This is a genomic window from Pseudomonas sp. FH1 (assembly GCF_000510895.2).
Lineage (GTDB): Bacteria > Pseudomonadota > Gammaproteobacteria > Pseudomonadales > Pseudomonadaceae > Aquipseudomonas > Aquipseudomonas azotoformans_A.
In genome coordinates, this window is record NZ_AOHM01000039.1 from 20,996 (window position 1) to 40,851 (window position 19,856).

Genomic DNA, 19,856 nt, shown 5'->3' on the forward strand with positions numbered 1-19,856 from the left:
CCATGACTCCACCCCTCCCACGTAGACCCCGCTGGCGCAGCCTCGCCTTGTTGGCGTTGTGCCTGGCACCGCTGCTGTGGCCGCTGGAGCACCTGGCCGAGCGTTATTACCGTAGTGAGTTGGCCGGCCAGAACCGCCAGACCCTCGACCTGTACGTGGCCAACTTACTTGGCACGCTGCACCGTTATGAGGTGCTGCCGCAGATTCTCGGCGACTTGCCGGCCTTGCGCACCGCGCTGGATGCGCCTGGGGTCAGCACCAATCTGGTCAACGCCAACCTGCTGCTCAAGGACGTCGCCGCCCAGGCCGGGGTGGAGGTGATGTATCTGATGGACACCACCGGCAAGACCCTGGCCGCGTCCAACTGGGACAAGCAAGACAGCTTCGTCGGGCGCAACTTCTCGTTCCGGCCTTATTTCAGCGAGGCCATGGACGGACGCCTGGGGCGGTTTTTCGGGTTGGGCACCACCTCGGCCAAGCGTGGTTACTTCTTCGCCGCCGCCGTGCGTGATGGCGATACGATCATCGGCGTGCTGGTGGTCAAGGTCGACCTGGACCACACCGAAAGCCTGTGGGGCAACACCCCGGAGCAACTGCTGGTCACCGACCACAATGGCGTGGTGATCCTGACCTCACGCCCACAATGGCGATTCCGCGCCACCCGGCCACTGACGGCTGAAGAACGCCAGGCCATCATCGCCATCCAGCCCTACCCGACCCGCGATCCACAGCCGCTGAGCCTGAGCAACACCGCCTGGCTGCGCCAATCCACGGCCATCGCCGAAACCGGCTGGAACGTGGAAATCCTCGCGCCGCGCTCGCTGATCAACCGCCCGGTGCGCACGGTGGTCGCCGTGGGCGGCGCTACGCTGTTGGTGTTGATGTTGCTGCTCGGTTTGATGATGCAACGTCGCCGCCATTACCTGGAACGCATTGCGTTCGAAGCCAAGGCCCGTCGCGAGCTGGAAGCGCGGGTGGTGGAGCGGACCAGTGACCTCGAAGGCCTCAACCGGCGCCTGAAACAGGAAGTGCTGGAGCGCGAACACGCCCAGCAGGAGTTGGTACGCGCCCAGGATGACCTGGTGCAGGCGGGCAAACTGTCGGCTCTGGGCACCATGTCGGCGAGCATCAGCCATGAACTCAATCAGCCCCTGGCGGCGATTCGCAGCTATGCAGAGAATGCTGAAATCCTGCTCGACCATGAGCGCACCACCGATGCACGGGGCAATCTCAAACTGATCAGCGAGCTGACCGGGCGCATGGCCTCGATCATCGCCCACCTGCGCGCCTTTGCCCGCCGCGACCGCCATGCGCCCGAGAGTGTGGCCCTGCAACCGGCCCTGGATGATGCACTGGCGTTGCTGGCCAAGCGGCGGCGGTCGATGGAGGTCGAGCTGATCCGCGATTTGCCCGAAGCGACGCTGTGGGTCCAGGCCGGTGAAACCCGCCTGCGTCAGGTGCTGGGCAACCTGCTGGCCAACGCCCTCGACGCGCTCACCGAAAAAGGCCCGCCGCGTAAACTCTGGCTGAGTGCCGAAACCACCGAACAGGGCGTCAACCTGTACATTCGCGACAACGGCCCGGGCTTTTGCATGGAGGCCCTGGGCCGCGCCAGCGAGCCGTTCTACACCACCAAGACCCGCACCCAGGGGCTTGGCTTGGGGCTGGCAATCTGTGACACCCTGATGCGTGCCTTTGGCGGCGAACTGCTGTTTGCCAACCACAAGGAAGGCGGCGCGCTGTTAACCTTGAAATTGCGTGCCGGTGCGCCGGGCGTCAGTCTGCAACCGTCCGAGGACCGCAGTGTATGAGTATCGATAACCAGATTCAGGTGGTGTTGATCGACGACGATCCACACCTGCGTCAGGCCCTGTGCCAGACCCTGGACCTGGCCGGGCTGAAGGTCCTGACCCTGGGCGAAGCCACCGGCCTCACCGCGCGCCTGTCGCGGGACTGGCCGGGCGTGGTGGTCAGCGACATCCGCATGCCCGGCATGGACGGCTTGGAGCTGCTCGCCGAACTGCATGGCCAGGACCCAGACCTGCCGGTGCTGCTGATCACCGGCCACGGCGACGTGCCGCTGGCGGTGCAAGCTATGCGCGCCGGCGCCTATGACTTCCTGGAAAAACCGTTTGCCAGCGACGCCCTGCTCGACAGCGTGCGCCGCGCCCTGGCCCTGCGCCGGCTGGTGCTGGACAACCGCAGCCTGCGTCTTGCTCTCAGCGACCGCCAGCAACTGAGCACGCGCCTGGTGGGCCACTCGCCGCAAATGCTGCGCCTGCGCGAGCAGATCGGCGCCCTGGCCGCGACCAAGGCCGATGTGCTGATCCTCGGTGAAACCGGCGCCGGCAAAGAGGTGGTAGCGCGCGCGCTGCATGATTTGTCGAGCCGCCGCAGCGGCCCGTTTGTGGCGATCAACGCAGGCGCCTTGGCCGAGTCGGTGGTGGAAAGCGAACTGTTCGGCCACGAACCCGGCGCCTTTACCGGCGCGCAGAAACGCCGTATCGGCAAGTTCGAATTCGCCAACGGCGGCACCTTGTTCCTCGATGAAATCGAAAGCATGAGCCTGGATGTACAGGTGAAACTCCTGCGCCTGTTGCAGGAGCGGGTGGTGGAGCGCCTGGGCGGCAATCAGCTGATCCCGCTGGATATCCGCATCATCGCCGCGACCAAGGAAGACCTGCGCCAGTCGGCCGACCAGGGCCGTTTCCGCGCCGACTTGTATTACCGCCTCAACGTCGCGCCGCTGCGTATTCCGCCGCTGCGCGAGCGGGGCGAGGATGCGCTGATGCTGTTCCAGCACTTCGCCGATGAGGCCAGCAGCCGCCACGGCCTGCCGCTGCACGAACTGCAACCCGGCCAGCGCGCGCTGCTGCTGCGCCATAGCTGGCCAGGCAATGTGCGCGAATTGCAGAACGCCGCCGAGCGCTTTGCTCTGGGCCTGGAACTGGCGCTGGACAACACACCGGACAATCCATCAGCTGGCGTGCTGACCTCCACGCCTGGCGGCCTGAGCGAGCAAGTCGAGCAGTTCGAAAAAAGCCTGATCGCCGCCGAGCTGACCCGCCCCCACAGCTCCATGCGCAGCCTCGCTGAAGCCTTGGGCGTACCGCGCAAGACCCTGCACGACAAGCTGCGCAAGCATGGCCTGAACTTCGCCAACCAAAGCAGCGACGACGAATGACAGCCCCCACCCGCCAAGAGGCCGCCATGAACCGCGACAGCCGTTACCTGGAATCCATCCTGCACCACGACATCCCCCTCACCCGGGAAATGGGCCTCAAGGTGCTCGACTGGAAACAGGGGCGGCTGGAACTGCATCTGCCCTTGCAAGCCAACATCAACCACAAAAGCACCATGTTCGGCGGAAGTTTATATTGCGGCGCGGTACTGGCGGGCTGGGGCTGGCTGCACTTGCAGTTGCGGGAAGAAGGGATTGAGGACGGGCATATTGTGATTCAGGAAGGACAGATCAGCTATCCGCTGCCGGTCACGCGGGATGCGACCGCGATTTGCACAGCACCCGAGGAAAAGGTGTGGCAGCGGTTCCTGGCGACCTACAAGCGCTATGGCCGCGCGCGGTTGACGCTGGAGACGTGGATTGTGAATGAAGGTAGCGAAGAACGCGCCGTTGCCTTCACAGGCCAGTACGTCCTACACCGCTAACCGCCACCCCACAAATGCCTCAGGAACGGGCCAGCGTCAGCAACCGCTCACGCCAAGCCGCCTTCGCCGGCAACGCCAGAAAGAACGGATTCAACAACGATGCCCGCGCCGGATAGCTGAACGGTTCACCGCTCAACTCCAACACCTCGCCTCCCGCCCCTTCCAGTACACCTTGGGCGGCCGCCGTGTCCCACTGGGAAGTCGGCGCCAGTCGCGGGTAGCAATCGGCACTGCCTTCAGCCAACAGGCAGAACTTCAACGAGCTGCCGATATTCGCCAGCTTCAATGCGCCCAGGCCCTCGCTCAAGCCGTCCAGCAAACGCTCCTGCTCAGGGCTGGAATGCCGACGGCTGGCCACCACGGTAAACGACTCACCTGCTGCGGGTGCCTCGCGCACCTGGATCTGCTTGGGTGCTTCATTCACATCCGAGCGCCAGGCGCCCAGGCCAGCGCCACCGAAGTAACAACGGCCGCTGGTGGGCATCGACACCACGCCGAACACCACGCGGCCTTGCTCGATCAGGGCGATGTTCACGGTGAATTCTTCGCTGCCGGCGATAAATTCCTTGGTGCCGTCCAATGGGTCCACCAACCACCAGCGCTGCCAGCCGGCGCGCACGCTCTGGTCGATGTCGGCGTCTTCCTCGGACAACACCGGAATGCTCGGGTCCAGCGCGGTCAGGCCGGCCAGGATCAGGTGATGAGCGGCCAGATCCGCTGCCGTCACGGGCGAATCATCAGCCTTGGAGGTCACGGCCACGTCAGCACGCCAGTACGGCAAAATCACTTCACCGGCCTGACGAGCCAGTTCGATCACAGGGGCAATAAACGGGTGGCCTAAAAACAGTTCGCTCATGCGGTAAACGCTCCACGCTGGGTCAACAGGTCTCGTACCAGGTACAGCGCAGCCAGGGCACGGCCTTCGCTGAATTGCTCGTTTTGCGCGAGCATCGACAGTTCGCGCAGGTTGACCCGGTCCACACGCATCGGCTCAGGTTCATCGCCTTCCAGGCGTTCTTCATAGAGGTCGGTGGCCAATACCACCTGGATTTTCTGGCTCATGTAGCCTGGCGACAGCGACAGTTCGGTGAGGTGCTCCAACTGACGGGCGCCGTAGCCGGCCTCTTCCTTGAGTTCGCGGTTTGCCGCCGCCAGTACGTCTTCGCCAGGTTCGATCAACCCTTTGGGCAACGACAACTCATATTCGTCGGTACCGCCGCAGTATTCTTCCACCAGCAATGCATGGTCCGCGTCGATCATTGCCACGATCATCACCGCGCCGTAACCGGCACCGCGGCCCACCAGGCGCTCGTAGGTCCGTTCAACGCCATTGGAAAAGCGCAGTTGCACTTCCTCCACGCGGAACAAACGGCTACTGGCGACTATTTCGCGGGCGAGGACGGTGGGTTTCTGGCGCATGAGCGGCTCCTTGGCGTGATCGGGTTACTATACCGTGGCTTTTCCGATTGTCTGTGTCGGATATTTTTACTTACATGAGACCGCCCCATGCCTTCTTTGCCCTGGCACGCCATCGACACTGTCCTGCTGGACATGGACGGCACCCTGCTCGACCTGCATTTCGACAACCACTTCTGGATGGAGCACCTGCCCCAGCGCTACGCCGAGCTGCACGGTGTAAGCCGCGCCATGGCCGAGATGGAGTTGCAGCCCCTGTTCGAGCGTAACGCCGGACAGTTGCAATGGTATTGCCTGGATTTCTGGAGTGCGGAACTGAAGATCCCGGTACGCGAACTCAAGCTGGAAACCGCCCACCTGATCGCCCTGCGCCCTGACGCCGACACCTTCCTGGCGGCAATCAAACAGGCCGGCAAGCGCGTGATCCTGATCACCAACGCTCATCGTGATTCGCTGTCATTGAAGTTGGAACGCATTGAACTGGCGCCGTATTTCGAACGGTTGATCAGCTCCCACGACTACGGTTTCGCCAAGGAAAACCCGCAGTTCTGGGATGCTCTGCAAGCCGACATCCACTTCGACCCGGCCCGCAGTCTGTTTATCGACGATACCTTGCCGATCCTGCGCAGCGCCCAGGCGTTTGGCGTCGGGCATTTGCTGGCGGTGAAGGAGCCAGACAGCCAGAAGGGGCCAAAGGACACGGCGGAGTTTGCAGCGGTGGGGGATTATCGCGAGCTGATTATCGGGTTGTAGGAGCGGACACGCCCGCCCCTACAGCGTGCTGCTTACTCAGGAATACGCAAAGTCTGCCCTGGGTAAATCTTGTCCGGATGCGACAATAGCGGCTTGTTGGCTTCGAAGATTTTGTTGTACTGGTTGGCGTTGCCATACACCGCCAGGGAAATCGCGCTGAGGGTGTCGCCCTTTTTTACCACGACAAAACGGGCGGCAGCCACGGCCGGGCCGGATACGGTGATCTGGTCATCCACACTGGCCACACCGGCGATATTGCCCAGCGCCAACAGGATCTTCTCTTTCTCTTCCTGGGTGGCGACTTCACCGGTCACGGTCACCTTGTCGCCATCCACTGTGGTCTGCACATTCGGATTACCCAGACCCACTTTGGACACATGGTCCTTCAACTGCTCGCTGGCGTTTGCATTACCCGGCGTCAACAGGTCGACAATCTTTTCGCCGGCTTCCTTGATAAAGCTGAAAATGCTCATAGTGCGCTCTCCTTGGGATTTGAGTTCCAGATGCCCAAGACTAGACCAGTCCTACGGATTTGGGTTCCGGCCCGGCCAAAGACCCAAACGCGCTAGAATCCCCCCGCCATTGGAATAAGCCCTGGAGCGAAGATGGACATCAAACAGCTGAAATTCCTCATCGCCCTCGACGAAACCCGTCACTTCGGCCAGGCGGCGGCGCGTTGCCACATCACCCAACCGACCCTGTCGATGCGCCTGCGCAACCTTGAGGAAGAGCTTGATCTGCCATTGGTCAATCGTGGCCAGCGCTTCGAAGGCTTTACCGCACCCGGCGAGCGCGTGCTGGCGTGGGCACGCACGGTATTGGCGGCTTATGACGGTTTGCAGGCCGAGGCGGCGGCTTGTCGCGGCAACCTGGTGGGCACATTGCGCCTGGGCGTGGTGCCACTGTCGAGCTTTGATCCTTTGGCCTTGATGCAGCAACTGCATAAGGAACACCCAAGCCTGCGCTTTGAGCTCTCCGCGCTCAGCTCGGAGCAGATCCTGGAACAACTGGCGAGTAACCGGCTGGATTTGGGCGTGTCCTACCTGGAACGCCTGGACAACGAGCGCTTCGACTCGCTGGCCTTGGGCGAAACCCGCATGGGCCTGCTCTACGACCAGCGCTTCTTCAGTTTCGGTGATACGCCGTTGAGCTGGGAGGCGCTGATCGAACTGCCGTTGGGCATGCTCACCAGCGGCATGCACTTTCGCCAATCCATCGACCACAACTTCCACAGCCGTGGGCTCAACCCGCAACCGCTGCTGCAGACCGACGCCGTCCATCAATTGTTACAAGCCGTGCACGGTGGATTGTGTTGCGCGGTGATGCCGCTGGATGGGGGCCTGGACGCACTCACCGAACACCTGCGCCTGCAGCCGATCGAGGACGCCCACACCCTCGCACGCCTGGGGCTGATCATGCGCCGCAGCGCGCCGCGCTCAGCACTGGCGGAGGCGTGTTTCGCGCTGTATCAGAAATCGCCAAACGAATCTTGATCGACGTCATCTATCGGTAGATCAGTACTGGCAATTAGACGCGACGCTTTGTCGCGCCTAGTCTAAACACTGATCAATCCGCCGGTGGTACTGCCCCATGAACGCCAAGCGCCCAGTCTGCGCGGCGCCCGCTCTCGAAACGCCAGCGCCCGCCGCCAGCCAGAGCTACCAGTATTGCAATCTCGAACACACAGAATCCGCCAGCACAGCCTTGGCGGAAGAAGTGGCGTTGGCGATTGCCTATAACGACATCAGCCAAGCGGTGATGCTGGTGACGCCGACGGACCTGGAAGACTTTATTGTCGGTTTCAGCATCGGTAGCGGCATTATCGCCGATGTTAGCGATATTTATGATCTGAAACTCAGCGGTTCGGGCTCAGCCCAATACGCTCAGGTGCAGATCTCCAGCCGCGCCTTCTGGAACCTCAAACAACAGCGCCGCCAGTTGGCTGGCGCCAGCGGCTGTGGCTTGTGTGGCGTGGAAGCCGTTGAACAGGCCCTGCCAGACCTCCAGGTATTGCCCGGCGCGCCCTTGCCGCCCGCCGAGTGGCTGGATGGCCTGCGCCAACGCATCAGCGCCTTTCAGCCCCTGGGCCAATACAGCGGCGCCGTGCATGCGGCCGTGTTCATGAACGGCCAGGGCGAGTTGTTGCTCGGTCGTGAAGACATCGGCCGGCACAACGCCCTGGATAAATTGATCGGCGCCTTGATCCGCCAAAAGATTCCGACCGAAGGCGGCCTGGCGATTGTTACCAGCCGTTGCAGCCTGGAGTTGATCCAGAAGGTCCTGCGCGCGGGCATCCAGACCCTGGTCAGCCTGTCGTCACCCACCGGACTGGCCCTGCAATGGGCCCGCCGGCATAACCTCAATCTCATCCACCTGCCGCAGAAAAGTGCGCCGCGGGTCTACAGCCCTGCGATGGAGAACCAGCCATGAGCCAGCACCACCAAGCCGACCAAACCCCCACCCCGCGCTACAAGCCTTACAAAGGCGCTGCGGGTGGGTGGGGCGCACTGATCAGCGTGGCGCAGGCCTGGCTGACCAGCGACAACGCGCTGAAAAACCTGCGCATGATGCTCAAGACCAACCAGAACGGCGGCTTCGACTGCCCCGGTTGTGCCTGGGGCGACTCGCCGGAAAGCGGCATGGTCAAGTTCTGCGAGAACGGCGCCAAGGCGGTGAACTGGGAAGCCACCAAGCGTCGCGTCGACGCGGCGTTCTTCGCTAAACACAGCGTGACCGCCCTGCTGGAGCAAAGCGACTACTGGCTGGAATACCAAGGCCGTCTGACCGAGCCGATGCGCTATGACGCCGAAACCGACCGCTACCAGCCCATCAGTTGGGAAGCGGCCTTCGACCTGGTCGGCAAGCACCTCAACGCCCTGCCGAGCCCGGACATGGCCGAGTTCTACACCTCGGGCCGCGCCAGCAACGAAGCGGCGTACCTGTATCAACTGTTCGTGCGCGCCTACGGCACCAACAACTTCCCCGACTGTTCGAACATGTGCCACGAAGCCAGCGGCGTTGCCCTGGCGCAAAGCGTGGGCGTCGGCAAAGGCACCGTGACCTTTGATGACTTCGAACACGCCGATGCGATTTTCGTCTGGGGCCAGAACCCCGGCACCAACCACCCGCGCATGCTCGAACCGCTGCGCGAGGCGGTCAAACGCGGCGCCCAGGTTGTGTGCATCAACCCGCTGAAAGAGCGCGGCCTGGAACGCTTCCAGCATCCGCAACACCCGCTGGAAATGCTCACCAACGGTGACAAACCGACCAACACCGCCTACTTCCGCCCGGCCTTGGGTGGCGACATGGCCATCCTGCGCGGCATGGCCAAGTTCCTGCTGCTGTGGGAACGCCAGGCGCAGGCCGAAGGCAAAGAAGCCGTGTTCGACCACGACTTCCTCAACGAACACACCGCCAACGTGCTGGAGTACCTGGGCAAGATCGACGACACCTCCTGGGATGAAATCGTCGAACAGTCCGGCCTCACCCTGGTGGAGATCGAGCAAGCGGCGCGCATGTACGCCAAAGGCAAGAACGTGATCATGTGCTGGGCGATGGGCATCACCCAGCACCGCCATTCGGTGCCGACCATCCAGGAAATCGCCAACCTGATGCTGCTGCGCGGCAACATCGGCCGCCCAGGCGCCGGCCTGTGCCCGGTGCGTGGCCACAGTAACGTGCAGGGCGACCGCACCATGGGCATCAACGAACGTCCACCCGTGGCATTCCTCGACTCCCTGGAACGGCGCTTCCAGTTCCAGGTGCCGCGCGTCAATGGCCACAACGTGGTCGAAGCGATTCACGCCATGCTTGAAGGCCGCTCCAAGGTGTTCATCGGCCTGGGTGGCAACTTCGCCCAAGCCACGCCGGACAGCCCACGTACCTTCGAAGCCCTGCGCAATTGCGACCTGACCGTGCAGATCAGCACCAAGCTCAACCGCAGCCACCTGATGCACGGCAAGGACGCGCTGATCCTGCCGTGCCTGGGCCGTACCGACATCGACATCCAGGCCGACGGCCCGCAAGCGGTGACGGTGGAAGACTCGTTCAGCATGGTCCACGGCTCCAACGGCCAGTTGCAGCCGCTGTCGAAGCTGATGAAATCAGAGCCTGCGATTCTGGCCGGTATCGCTGCCGCCACCCTGGGCAGCAAACCGGTGGATTGGAACTGGCTGGTGGCCGATTACGGCCGCATTCGCGACCTGATTGCCGACACCATTCCGGGCTTCAAGGACTTCAATGAGAAGATCAAGAATCCGGGTGGCTTCTACCTGGGCAACTCCGCCGGTGCACGTCGCTGGAACACCCCGTCGGGCCGCGCCAACTTCCGTCCGAATATCCTGCCCAAGGACCTGATCCACGAACGCACTCATGCGACCGGTCGTGTGCCCGACCTGATCATGCAATCGATGCGTTCCCACGATCAGTACAACACCACCATTTATGGCCTGGACGACCGCTACCGTGGGGTCAAGGGCCAGCGTGATGTGCTGTTCGTCAACGAAGCCGACATCATCCGCCTGGGCTTCAAGCCGGGGCAGAAGGCCGACATCGTGTCGCTGTGGGAAGACGGTCGCGAGCGCCGCGTGAAGGGCTTCACCCTGCTGGCGTTTGATATTCCGGCTGGGCAGGCTGCGGCCTATTACCCGGAGGTGAACCCACTGGTGCCGCTGGAAAGCACGGGAGATGGCAGCCATACGCCGACGTCGAAGTTCGTGGCGATCCGTTTGGAAGCGGCGAGTGACAACGGGCTGATCATGGCGCGCTCTGCATAAATCTTCGGGCACAAAAAAGGCCGCTTTTGCATAAAAGCGGCCATTCCGAAGTAGTTAAAGACTCACAAAAACAACTTAAGTTCCCCAACAAAAACAGTAACTTAGCGAATTGTGTACAACTCGTGTTACTGGTCGGATTTCTATTGTCACCACTCCGATACAGCCTCAGGATCGCGCCGTCATCCTCTTGAGGTCTCCCTAATGAAGTTCTCCTCGATTCTCTTGTTGTCCCTTGGCCTGGTCAGTGGCGCAGCCATGGCCGGTGGCACCACCGAAGCCGGTGTGGGCGGCGCATTGGGCGGGGTTCTAGGTTCGGTAGTCGGCCAGTCGATCGGCGGCAACACCGGCTCGACCATCGGCGCAGCCCTGGGCGGCGCAGGCGGCAGCGCGGTGGGTGCGGACAAACGCAGCCGTGGCGAAGCGGCCATTGGTGGCGCCTTGGGCGCGGCCGGTGGCAACGTGGTGGGCCGCAGTGTCGGCGGCAGCACTGGCGCACTGATCGGCTCAGCGGCCGGCGGCGGTGCTGGTGGCGCGTTGGGTAACTACATGGGCAACAAGAGCGATGACGATGATCGTCGCTCCCATGGGCGTGATAACCGTCGCTATGACCGCGATGATCACCGTGGCCGCGGTCATGCCTATGGCCATCGCAAGAACAAGCATCACTACCGTCACCGCTAAGGCCTGAGGGTGTAGGCGTTCGCGCCTACACCACCAACCGCTGCAACGCCTCGCGCAACATCCCCGGAATCGTCACCGGCTGGTTCGAACCCCGCTCCACAAACACATGCACAAAGCGCCCCGCCGCACAGGCCTCTTCTTCGCCCTGCTTGAACACCGCCAATTCGTACTGCACTGAACTATTGCCCAGCTTGCCCACCCGCAGGCCGATCTCGATGCGTTCGGGAAAGGCGATCGACGCAAAGTAATCGCACGCCGAACTCACCACGAATCCCACCACTTCACCGTCATGAATATCCAGCCCACCTTGCTCGATCAGGTAGGTATTCACCGCCGTGTCGAAAAAGCTGTAGTAAGTCACGTTGTTCACATGACCATACACATCGTTGTCGTGCCAGCGCGTAATGATCGGCTGGAAGTGCGGGTAATCGGCGCGTTGCGGCACTGAATCAGACATGGGCAAGTCTCGTGAAATGGGTTTACAGGTCATTCAGATGGGCCAGGGCCCACTCGCGGACCTCGGCGTAGGGATAATCCTCCAGCGCAGCAAAGCCCGGAATACCCCGCGCCTTCAACTTGGTAAACAGCGGAACACTAATACCACCGAGGAAACGCGTCAGACGTTCCGCCTCAGGCAAATGGCCGGTGTGTTCATGATGCCTGTGGATAAAATCACCGCACAGCCCCATGAAGTTTTTATCCACAAGCGGCGGCAAACCTGGCGGCGGCGGAAGGTGCGCAACGTGGCCGTGGCACACCGAGCAATGCCCGCAACGCTGGGGCGCGTTTTCATCGCCGAAATACTGCGCCAGGCGTTGACCAAGGCAATGCTCGGTGGCGAACAGATCGAGCATGGCGTGAATCCGTGCGACCTCACCCACTTCATGCTGCTTGAAGCCTATGTATAACTCGGTGCTCAGCGCCTGTGGATCAAAATCGGTATCAAGCAAGCTGTAGACCTCCGTCATCTGCTTGCTCTCAAGCTCGATCAGGCCTTGCTCCTGAAAGTAATCCAGCGCCTTCACCACCCGGCTACGCTCGGCATTGTGCTGTTGATAAAGCACGTCAAAATCCACCGTCGCCCAGGTCTTGGCCCGCTTGCACACCTGGATGATCGCCGCGACAAACTGCTGCCGCTCACCCGTAAAACGCGCGAGCAAAGCCTCGGGTTCGATCAGGTACTTGAAACGGTACTCGGCATAAAACGCATAACGCGGCGCAATCACGCCCTTGAGCTCCAACTGCACCAGCAGCGTCTTCAACGGCAGCTCGCGGATGTTGCTGTGGTCCGACAAGGACCTGAGCAAAAACTCCCACTGCCCATCGCCTCGCGCGGCCTGCAACTCGTCAAGCACCCGGCGAATGCCCTCCTGCTCCGGCGTATCGCCGTACACGAAGTTTTCCAGCACATTGAGGCTGTCGCGGTTGGCCAGCACCAGGCAATCGGACGGTTGCCCATCACGCCCCGCGCGGCCGATTTCCTGGCTGTAGTTCTCGATGGATTTGGGCAAGTCGAAGTGCACCACGTTGCGGATATCACTTTTGTCGATGCCCATGCCAAACGCGATGGTGGCGACGATGCAATTGGAGCGCCCGTCCATGAAACGCTGCTGGATACCCTCGCGTTTATCGTGAGGCAAACCGGCGTGATAGGCCTCGGCCTGGATGCCGTTGCGGTTCAAATGCTCGGCAATCTGCTCGGCGGTTTTCTGCAGGGTGACGTAGACGATACTCGGCTGATCGGCGCGCTCGCCCATCCATTGCACCAACCGTCGACGCTTGTCCGCACCGCTGACCGGCTCCACCAACAGGTTGAGATTGGGCCGGTAGAAGCCCGTGGTGACCACATAGTCCGGTGCAATGGCGAACTTCGCCTGCATGTCGGCAATCACCTTGGGCGTCGCTGTAGCCGTCAACAGCAGCGCTTGTGGGATATTGAACTGACGCTGGTAGTCCGGCAGCTTCAAATAGTCCGGACGGAAGTTGTGACCCCACTCGGAAATACAGTGCGCCTCGTCCACCACCAACAGCGAGATCTGCACGCTTTGCAGGAAGTTACGAAAGCGCTCGTTCTTCAGGCGCTCAACGGAAATCATCAGGATCTTCAACTCGCCGGAACGCGCGCGGGCCATCACGTTATTGGCGTCCTCGCGGCTCTGGGCCGAATCGATACTGCCCGCCGAAATACCGTGGCGCTGCAAGAAACCCAGTTGGTCCTGCATCAGCGCCAACAGCGGTGACACCACCAGCGTCAGGTGCGGCAGCAGCACCGCCGACAGCTGATAACACAGGGACTTGCCCGACCCCGTTGGAAAAATAGCCGCTGCCGAACGGCCGGCCAGCACGGCGTTGACCGTCTCTTCCTGACCCAGGCGAAACTGTGGATAACCAAAAACCTGCTGGAGGGTGTCGTGCATAGGCTGTCACTCCGTTGACCGCTGAAGGAATCAAAAACATAGATCAGCGATCAAGAAAAGGTCGGGGATAAACGCTACAAACTGATACAGAGAAAACCAGCAAGCCCGCGCAAAAACGCAGACAGTAACACGCCAGATCACCTACCCCCGACAAGGAGTCGTGGATGTCTCGATGCACACTGTTTTCACTGCAACATCTCGTCGTGTTCACGCTGTCGTTATTGCTGCTGGGCTGCGCAGGCGCCTCCGCCCCAATACCTGCTGAACCGGATACACAGCGTTTTGAAACGCCCGAATACTTCGAGCAAAAAGCCCTGCCCATTGTAAAAGCATCCTCCCTCTACGCGCGGGGCGGCACCGGCCAGGGCGTTAAAGTCGCGTTGATCGACTCAGGCCTCAACCAGGCACTGCCCGAGTTCCACGGGCGTGTGGCCGATCCAGGCTATGACTTCGTGACACAGCAGCCAGGCACCCTCGACATCAAGGGCCACGGCACCCAGATGGCCGGCATTCTCGCCGCCAACAAGAATGACCAGGGCATCCACGGCATCGCCTTCAACGCCCAGTTGATCCCCATGCGTTTCGGTGATGATAAGGAGCCGTTCTACTTCGACAGTGAAATCGCCCAGGCCTGGGAGCTGGCCTATAGCAAAGGGGCACGCATTTTCAGTAACTCATGGGCGAACCCCATTGAAGCCAACACCAACGAGGTTCCCATCTACGAACGCCTGATGGGTGACTCGTTGGGCGTGGCAAAAAAGCTAGTGGGCGAAGGGGCTGTGTTCGTCTTTTCAACAGGTAACGAGGTCAAGCGTGAGCCACTCGCCGAACCCGGCCTACCCGCGCTGGTTCCGGAACTGGAGAAAGGCTGGATTGCCGTCATGGCCCTCAAGAACGACGGCACGGCCATCAATCTCAAATCCAATTATTGCGGCCTCGCGGCACGCTGGTGCATTGCGGTGCCAGGGGGAGACGGCGGCGCAGGGTTGTTGACCACCAACAAGGATGGCAGCTACGGCCCCACCGCGGGCACCTCGCCGGCCGCTGCGTTGGTCAGTGGTGCCTTGGCGGCATTGCAGAGTCGCTTCCCCGAGATGACACCGCAACAAGTGCGTGAGCGCCTGCTCAGTACGGCGAATCGAACGGGTATCTATGCCAACAGCGAAGCCTATGGCCGAGGGTTGATGGACCTCGACGCAGCCTCGCGCCCGTAGCCATTGCGCAAACAGACAATGCCCCCACTGGGGCACGTTGATGTGATTTTTTCTCCGGCCTACCCTCTGAAGCATTGCGCTACAATAAAGCCTTGCTACCCAGGAGTACGCTGCCATGAGCGAACCGACGTTTGAGCAAAAACAGGATCACTACCACAAGATCCGCCGTTCCAATTACCTGGCCAGCCTGCGCCTGGAAGGGTTCGACACCCAACCGGCCGACGTCGACAAACCCCTGCCGACCCGCGAAGCCGTCCTCGCCAAGTACCGCAACACCCCACGCTGATGCTCGACAAATATGGGGTGGGCCAGGATCCGTACTGCTATCCCGGTAGTAGCGTGCTGCGCAACCGCCTCGATTTGCACGACGAGGCCCGCTTGCACCAAGCCGAGCGGGAATTATCCGAAATCGCCGTAGGCAACCTCCCGCTCTTCCCTCCGCCCTATGACCTCGACCGCCTGCAACACATCCACCGCACCCTGTTCAGCGACCTCTACGACTGGGCCGGCGAATTGCGCAGCGTCAACATCCAGAAAGGCGACACCCTGTTCTGCACCCCGGAACGCATCCCGCCGGAAGCGGCGAAGATCATCCGGCGCATGCAAGAGGCGAACTGGTATGTGGGTGTGAGTCAGGCTGAGCTGATCACACAGATTGCCGAGGCCTACGGCGACCTCAACGTTATCCACCCCTTCCGCGAAGGCAACGGCCGGGCGCAACGGATCTTGTTCGAACAGATCATCGTCAACGCCGGGTTTTCGGTGAACTGGTGGCTGGTGAAACACGCGGCGTGGATACCGGCGAATATTGATGCGGTGGCGTGTGATTACCGGGGGTTGGAAGCGATTTTTGAGCGGTGTGTGAGTCGGCCTGTCGGGGCTTGATCGAACCCTGTCCAGTTAAACCATCTGTTTATTGCCCGGAAACTGACTCACTTCTAAGGTTCGCTTCGTCGCTGCCAAATCAGCGACCGGGCTTGGTCACCCGAAAAACAGCACACATAAGTGCCATTACTTACTCTTCGAACGTCTATCGTCTCGTATCGCAGTGCTATGGCGGCTGTGTGGGGGACGTCTTCGGACGTGTCGGAGTGCTGTTTCCGGCTGGCCAACCCGCGCACAGTCCGCCACCCACCGTTTGGCCACGGTGATGTCGGTTACCTAACAGCAAACCGAGTACCTTGAAATGCAAATACCTGAAACGATGGACCGCTATCGTCAGCTACGCACCAACTTCACCGATACCCATCCGCTTATCATCGACACGCAAGCCAAAGCCGAAGACATCCAGTCCGCCGCCCATCAACGCATCCGCGCAGCTACGGACCTGCTTGAAACCTTTTCCTGCCTGACTTTCGAACATGCCGACCTCAAAGATATTTCCCACATCACCAACGCCTTGTATCTGCTCGTTCAGGACGGCTGTGATTTGCTGGAAGCAGCGCAGCACGTGCAGCTGCAACCGTCGACCAGTTAGCCAACGCAATCTAGCCAGCCACTGAGCTAAACCTGTGGGAGCTGCGGTCATAGCGGTCAAGCCCAGCTCCCACATTTAGCCAGTCTTACCCGATACACCGCAGCCAAGCCAAAAATGCCGGAAACCGCTGTAAGAATCCTCCAAATGCTGCGACATCCCCTTCCCAAATTACTTCGAAAATCCGCTCCACCCTCTACAGGAATCACCAGTAACTGACCGAAAATAGCGCCCCCAACCGTCTCGGCAGTAATACCGTGAGCTTTTTTCTAGAATTAGCCTTGGTCGTCACCTCGCAATTGCTGCTCTTCTGGCTGATAAGGCATTACAAATCCCGAATAGGCTTCGGACTCGGCTTGTTAGGCTGTGGTTTGATACTCGTATTCGCACCCATACCTGAAATAACGTTGTCTCGCCATGCGCTGATAAACAGCGCCATTACCTACATGTTCCTCACCACTGGCCTCGGCCTGATTGTGGAGCGAAACAAGTATCGGCGCATAAGATCATCCGCTCCCATCCACCCACTCCTGCGTGCCCCCACCATGAACCTCGCCCCCAACTTCCCCGAAGACCCCGTCATGCAGCAACTCCTGCAACTGCTGCACGAAGAAATCGGCCTGCCCAAACATAAGACGATCCGCCTGCAAACCTCGATCAACTTCGACCTCGGCTGCGACGGCAGTGAGGCCAAGCAACTGATGGAAGCGCTGGAGCAGGAATTCGCGCTCGACCTGGGCGACTTCGACACTTATCGTTACTTCAACCCGCCGGTGTTCGATGTGTTTCTCAAACGCCGCGCCAAGGGGCGCGGCGAAAAAGTGCCGCTGACCCTCGGCATGCTCTACTTGGCCATCAAGACTCAAAGCTGGGACACGCAGACGCTGGAAAACCTGAGCTGAAACACTAAGGACCTTACATGGACGTAACAATGGGCCTGCTGGCCGCCCTGCTCTGGGGTGGTACGGATTTTCTCGTGGGCCTCAACGCCAGAGCCGTGGGCGTTAAACGCGCGGTGTATTTCGGCCAAGCGCTCGGCTTCCTGATCATGACTGTGCTGCTGGTCATTCTCCCAAGCTTGCTGCTCAAATCCCTCGACGCCCCGCTGAGCGTGTGGCTGCTGGGCGTCGCCGCCGCCCTGCTCACCGTCTCCGGCGCCCTGGCGCTGTCCAAGGCCTTCGCCCTTGGCAAAGCCGCCATCGTCGCGCCGCTGGTGACGTCCTACGGCGTGGTGACCACCTTGCTGTCCTGGGCCAGCGGCGAGCACATCAGCCTGACGCAACTGGGCTGCATCGCCGTGTGCGTGATCGGCGTGATCCTCTCCAGCATTCATAAAGACAACGGCGTCCCCCACAACAACCCTCGCCAGTCGATCGCCTACGCCATGCTCGCCGCCTTGCTGTATGGCACCAGTTTCTGGCTGCAAGGCCGCTACACACTGCCGGCGCTGGGGCCGATCACCATGCTGTGGCTCGGTTACCTGGTGAGGCTCTGCGTATTGGTGGTGATGGTGCTGAAGATCAAGGACGGCCTGAAAATCCCACCGCTGAAAAACTGCGCAACGCTGACCGGTGCAAGCTTGATGAACCTGGGTGGGTTCTCGGCGTTTTCGTGGGGGGCGATGGCGGGGTCGGTGTCAGTGGTGACGGTGATCAGTACGTTGTCGGGCGGCATTGCGGCGATTTTGGGGTTTGTGTTTTTCAAGGAGCGGTTGTCGGCGGTGCAGGTGGTGGGGGTTGTGCTGGTACTGCTCGGCGCGGTGGTTCTGCACATCGCCGACTAAGCGTTCGCGCACAAAAAAGCCGCCTACAAGAGGCGGCTTTTTCACAACGCTCGAATCTTACAACTTAGGACCCGCAGCCTTGATCGCATCGCTCACTTCAAACTTCTTGAAGTTCTCGATGAACAGACCCGCCAGTGCCTTCGCCGCTTCGTCGTAGGCAGCCTTGTCAGCCCAGGTGTTACGTGGGTTCAACAGGCCGGTTTCAACGCCCGGTACGGCCAGTGGCACGTCGAGGTTGATGGTGTCTAGGTGTTCGGTTTCGGCACCGATCAACGCGCCGCTCTGGATCGCTGCGATGACGCCGCGAGTGGTCGGGATGTTGAAGCGGTTGCCGACGCCGTAGCCGCCGCCGGTCCAGCCGGTGTTGACCAGGTAGACCTTGGAGCCGAAGCCGCGGATGCGCTTGATCAGCAGCTCTGCGTATTCGCCAGCCGGGCGCGGGAAGAACGGTGCGCCGAAGCAGGTGGAGAAGGTCGACTTGATGCCGCCGCCGGAACCCATTTCGGTCGAGCCCACCAGTGCGGTGTAGCCGGACAGGAAGTGGTAGGCCGCTTGTTCTTCGCTGAGGATCGACACAGGCGGCAGTACGCCGGTCAGGTCGCAGGTCAGGAAGATTACCGCGTTTGGCTCGCCACCCAGGTTCTTCTCGGAACGCTTGGCAACGTGCTCCAGCGGGTAGGCCGCGCGGCTGTTCTGGGTCAGGCTGACGTTGGTGTAGTCGGCGTGCTTGGCCTCGTCGATCACCACGTTTTCCAGCACCGCGCCGTGCTTGATGGCTTTCCAGATGACCGGCTCGTTCTTCTCGGAGAGGTCGATGCACTTGGCATAGCAACCGCCTTCGATGTTGAACACCACGCCTTCGCCCCAGCCGTGTTCGTCGTCACCGATCAGGTAACGGCTTTCGTCGGCGGACAGGGTGGTTTTGCCGGTGCCCGACAGACCGAAGAACAGGGTCACGTCGCCTGCTTCGCCGATGTTGGCGGCGCAGTGCATTGGCAGCACGTCGGAAGCCGGCAGCAGGAAGTTCTGCACCGAGAACATGGCTTTCTTCATCTCACCGGCGTAACGCATGCCGGCGATCAGCACTTTTTTCTGGGCGAAGTTGAGGATCACGCAACCGTCGGAGTTGGTGCCGTCACGCTCTGGCACGCATTCGAAGTTGGCCACGTTGAGCACTTGCCACTCTTCACGACCGGCCGGGTTGTACTGGGCCGGGTTGATGAACAGGCAACGACCGAACAGGTTCTGCCAGGCAGTCTGAGTGGTCATTTTCACGGCCAGGTAGTGGTCTTCGGCAGCCCCTACGTGAACATGGGAAACGAAATGCTCTTGCGCGTTGTTGAAGGCCTCGACGCGAGCCCACAGGGCATCGAACTTGTCGGCCGGGAACTTGCGGTTGATCGGGCCCCAGGCGATGGAAGCCTGGGTGGAAGGCTCTTCAACGATGAAACGATCGACCGGCGAACGGCCAGTACGGTGACCGGTTTCGACGACCAGCGCGCCAGTATCGGCGAGCACGCCTTCACCACGCTGCAGGGCTTCTTTAACCAGATCGTCAACACTCAGATCGGTGTATACGGCGTTGTTGGCTTGCGTCATGAGGTTCCCCGTCGGCCTATGGCCGAGTGCTCCAAACGTTTTGTAGTAGAAAGTTGCGCACTACTACCGCGAAAAAAG

General features: G+C 60.9%; 20 protein-coding genes. 14 read left to right on the plus strand and 6 right to left on the minus strand.

The window, feature by feature from the left end:
• Positions 1-2: 2 nt before the first annotated feature.
• The 3 genes from H096_RS13315 to H096_RS13325 are packed head-to-tail and all read left to right on the plus strand — an operon-like array spanning position 3 to position 3,666.
• Positions 3-1,811, plus strand: coding sequence for an ATP-binding protein (locus H096_RS13315; RefSeq protein ID WP_033898706.1), 1,809 nt, complete (start codon positions 3-5; stop codon positions 1,809-1,811).
• The gene (locus H096_RS13320) at positions 1,808-3,184 is read left to right on the plus strand and encodes a sigma-54 dependent transcriptional regulator (RefSeq protein WP_033898710.1); all 1,377 of its coding nucleotides are present in this window, start codon (positions 1,808-1,810) and stop codon (positions 3,182-3,184) included. The genes H096_RS13315 and H096_RS13320 overlap by 4 nt, the downstream gene beginning before the upstream one ends.
• 26 nt (positions 3,185-3,210) lie before the next feature.
• The gene (locus H096_RS13325; protein ID WP_033898712.1) at positions 3,211-3,666 is read left to right on the plus strand and encodes a YiiD C-terminal domain-containing protein; all 456 of its coding nucleotides are present in this window, start codon (positions 3,211-3,213) and stop codon (positions 3,664-3,666) included.
• Between the two features lie 19 nt (positions 3,667-3,685).
• Here H096_RS13325 and cysQ read toward each other — a convergent pair whose 3' ends face one another.
• Both cysQ and nudE read right to left on the minus strand, forming a co-directional pair.
• Positions 3,686-4,522 carry a 3'(2'),5'-bisphosphate nucleotidase CysQ gene (cysQ, locus tag H096_RS13330; RefSeq protein WP_033898713.1) on the minus strand — a complete coding sequence of 279 codons (837 nt, stop codon included), beginning with the start codon at positions 4,520-4,522 and terminating at the stop codon, positions 3,686-3,688.
• Positions 4,519-5,085, minus strand: a complete 567-nt coding sequence (gene nudE / locus H096_RS13335; RefSeq protein WP_016979064.1) for an ADP compounds hydrolase NudE — start codon at positions 5,083-5,085, stop codon at positions 4,519-4,521. The genes cysQ and nudE overlap by 4 nt, the downstream gene beginning before the upstream one ends.
• 87 nt (positions 5,086-5,172) lie before the next feature.
• Between nudE and yrfG the strand changes: the two genes are divergently transcribed.
• The gene (yrfG, locus tag H096_RS13340) at positions 5,173-5,835 is read left to right on the plus strand and encodes a GMP/IMP nucleotidase (RefSeq protein WP_033898716.1); all 663 of its coding nucleotides are present in this window, start codon (positions 5,173-5,175) and stop codon (positions 5,833-5,835) included.
• A gap of 32 nt (positions 5,836-5,867) precedes the next feature.
• On the opposite strand, the gene lysM is transcribed toward yrfG, so the two are convergent.
• Positions 5,868-6,308, minus strand: a complete 441-nt coding sequence (gene lysM / locus H096_RS13345; RefSeq protein WP_033898718.1) for a peptidoglycan-binding protein LysM — start codon at positions 6,306-6,308, stop codon at positions 5,868-5,870.
• Between the two features lie 132 nt (positions 6,309-6,440).
• Here lysM and H096_RS13350 point away from each other — a divergent pair, with 132 nt between their 5' ends.
• The 4 genes from H096_RS13350 (at position 6,441) to H096_RS13365 (ending at position 11,291) form a co-directional block, all read left to right on the plus strand.
• The gene (locus H096_RS13350) at positions 6,441-7,328 is read left to right on the plus strand and encodes a LysR family transcriptional regulator (protein ID WP_033898722.1); all 888 of its coding nucleotides are present in this window, start codon (positions 6,441-6,443) and stop codon (positions 7,326-7,328) included.
• Positions 7,329-7,425: 97 nt separating this feature from the next.
• Positions 7,426-8,265 carry a formate dehydrogenase accessory sulfurtransferase FdhD gene (fdhD, locus tag H096_RS13355; protein ID WP_033898725.1) on the plus strand — a complete coding sequence of 280 codons (840 nt, stop codon included), beginning with the start codon at positions 7,426-7,428 and terminating at the stop codon, positions 8,263-8,265.
• Positions 8,262-10,610, plus strand: coding sequence for an FdhF/YdeP family oxidoreductase (locus H096_RS13360; RefSeq protein ID WP_033898726.1), 2,349 nt, complete (start codon positions 8,262-8,264; stop codon positions 10,608-10,610). The genes fdhD and H096_RS13360 overlap by 4 nt, the downstream gene beginning before the upstream one ends.
• A gap of 201 nt (positions 10,611-10,811) precedes the next feature.
• Positions 10,812-11,291 carry a glycine zipper domain-containing protein gene (locus H096_RS13365; protein WP_033898730.1) on the plus strand — a complete coding sequence of 160 codons (480 nt, stop codon included), beginning with the start codon at positions 10,812-10,814 and terminating at the stop codon, positions 11,289-11,291.
• Between the two features lie 25 nt (positions 11,292-11,316).
• Here H096_RS13365 and H096_RS13370 read toward each other — a convergent pair whose 3' ends face one another.
• Positions 11,317-11,748, minus strand: a complete 432-nt coding sequence (locus H096_RS13370; protein ID WP_016979057.1) for a thioesterase family protein — start codon at positions 11,746-11,748, stop codon at positions 11,317-11,319.
• 22 nt (positions 11,749-11,770) lie between these two features.
• The gene (locus tag H096_RS13375; protein WP_033898732.1) at positions 11,771-13,708 is read right to left on the minus strand and encodes a RecQ family ATP-dependent DNA helicase; all 1,938 of its coding nucleotides are present in this window, start codon (positions 13,706-13,708) and stop codon (positions 11,771-11,773) included.
• A 164-nt stretch (positions 13,709-13,872) separates the two neighbouring features.
• Here H096_RS13375 and H096_RS13380 point away from each other — a divergent pair, with 164 nt between their 5' ends.
• The 6 genes from H096_RS13380 (at position 13,873) to H096_RS13400 (ending at position 18,179) form a co-directional block, all read left to right on the plus strand.
• Positions 13,873-14,922 (plus strand): S8 family peptidase, encoded by a 1,050-nt coding sequence (locus H096_RS13380; protein WP_051422024.1) that lies wholly within the window; start codon positions 13,873-13,875, stop codon positions 14,920-14,922.
• 115 nt (positions 14,923-15,037) lie between these two features.
• Positions 15,038-15,208, plus strand: a complete 171-nt coding sequence (locus tag H096_RS33170) for a YhfG family protein (protein ID WP_016979054.1) — start codon at positions 15,038-15,040, stop codon at positions 15,206-15,208.
• Complete coding sequence (locus tag H096_RS13385) at positions 15,208-15,807, plus strand: putative adenosine monophosphate-protein transferase Fic (protein ID WP_033898735.1); 600 nt, start codon at positions 15,208-15,210, stop codon at positions 15,805-15,807. The genes H096_RS33170 and H096_RS13385 overlap by 1 nt, the downstream gene beginning before the upstream one ends.
• A 301-nt stretch (positions 15,808-16,108) precedes the next feature.
• Positions 16,109-16,399 carry a hypothetical protein gene (locus H096_RS13390; RefSeq protein ID WP_033898737.1) on the plus strand — a complete coding sequence of 97 codons (291 nt, stop codon included), beginning with the start codon at positions 16,109-16,111 and terminating at the stop codon, positions 16,397-16,399.
• 542 nt (positions 16,400-16,941) lie between these two features.
• Entirely contained in the window at positions 16,942-17,298 is a 357-nt protein-coding gene (locus H096_RS13395; protein ID WP_033898738.1) for a DUF1493 family protein, read from the plus strand.
• Positions 17,299-17,315: 17 nt separating this feature from the next.
• Positions 17,316-18,179 carry an EamA family transporter gene (locus H096_RS13400; RefSeq protein ID WP_241495494.1) on the plus strand — a complete coding sequence of 288 codons (864 nt, stop codon included), beginning with the start codon at positions 17,316-17,318 and terminating at the stop codon, positions 18,177-18,179.
• Between the two features lie 57 nt (positions 18,180-18,236).
• Here the strand turns inward: H096_RS13400 and H096_RS13405 are convergent, their stop codons facing one another.
• Complete coding sequence (locus H096_RS13405) at positions 18,237-19,778, minus strand: phosphoenolpyruvate carboxykinase (RefSeq protein ID WP_016979047.1); 1,542 nt, start codon at positions 19,776-19,778, stop codon at positions 18,237-18,239.
• Positions 19,779-19,856 lie beyond the last annotated feature (78 nt).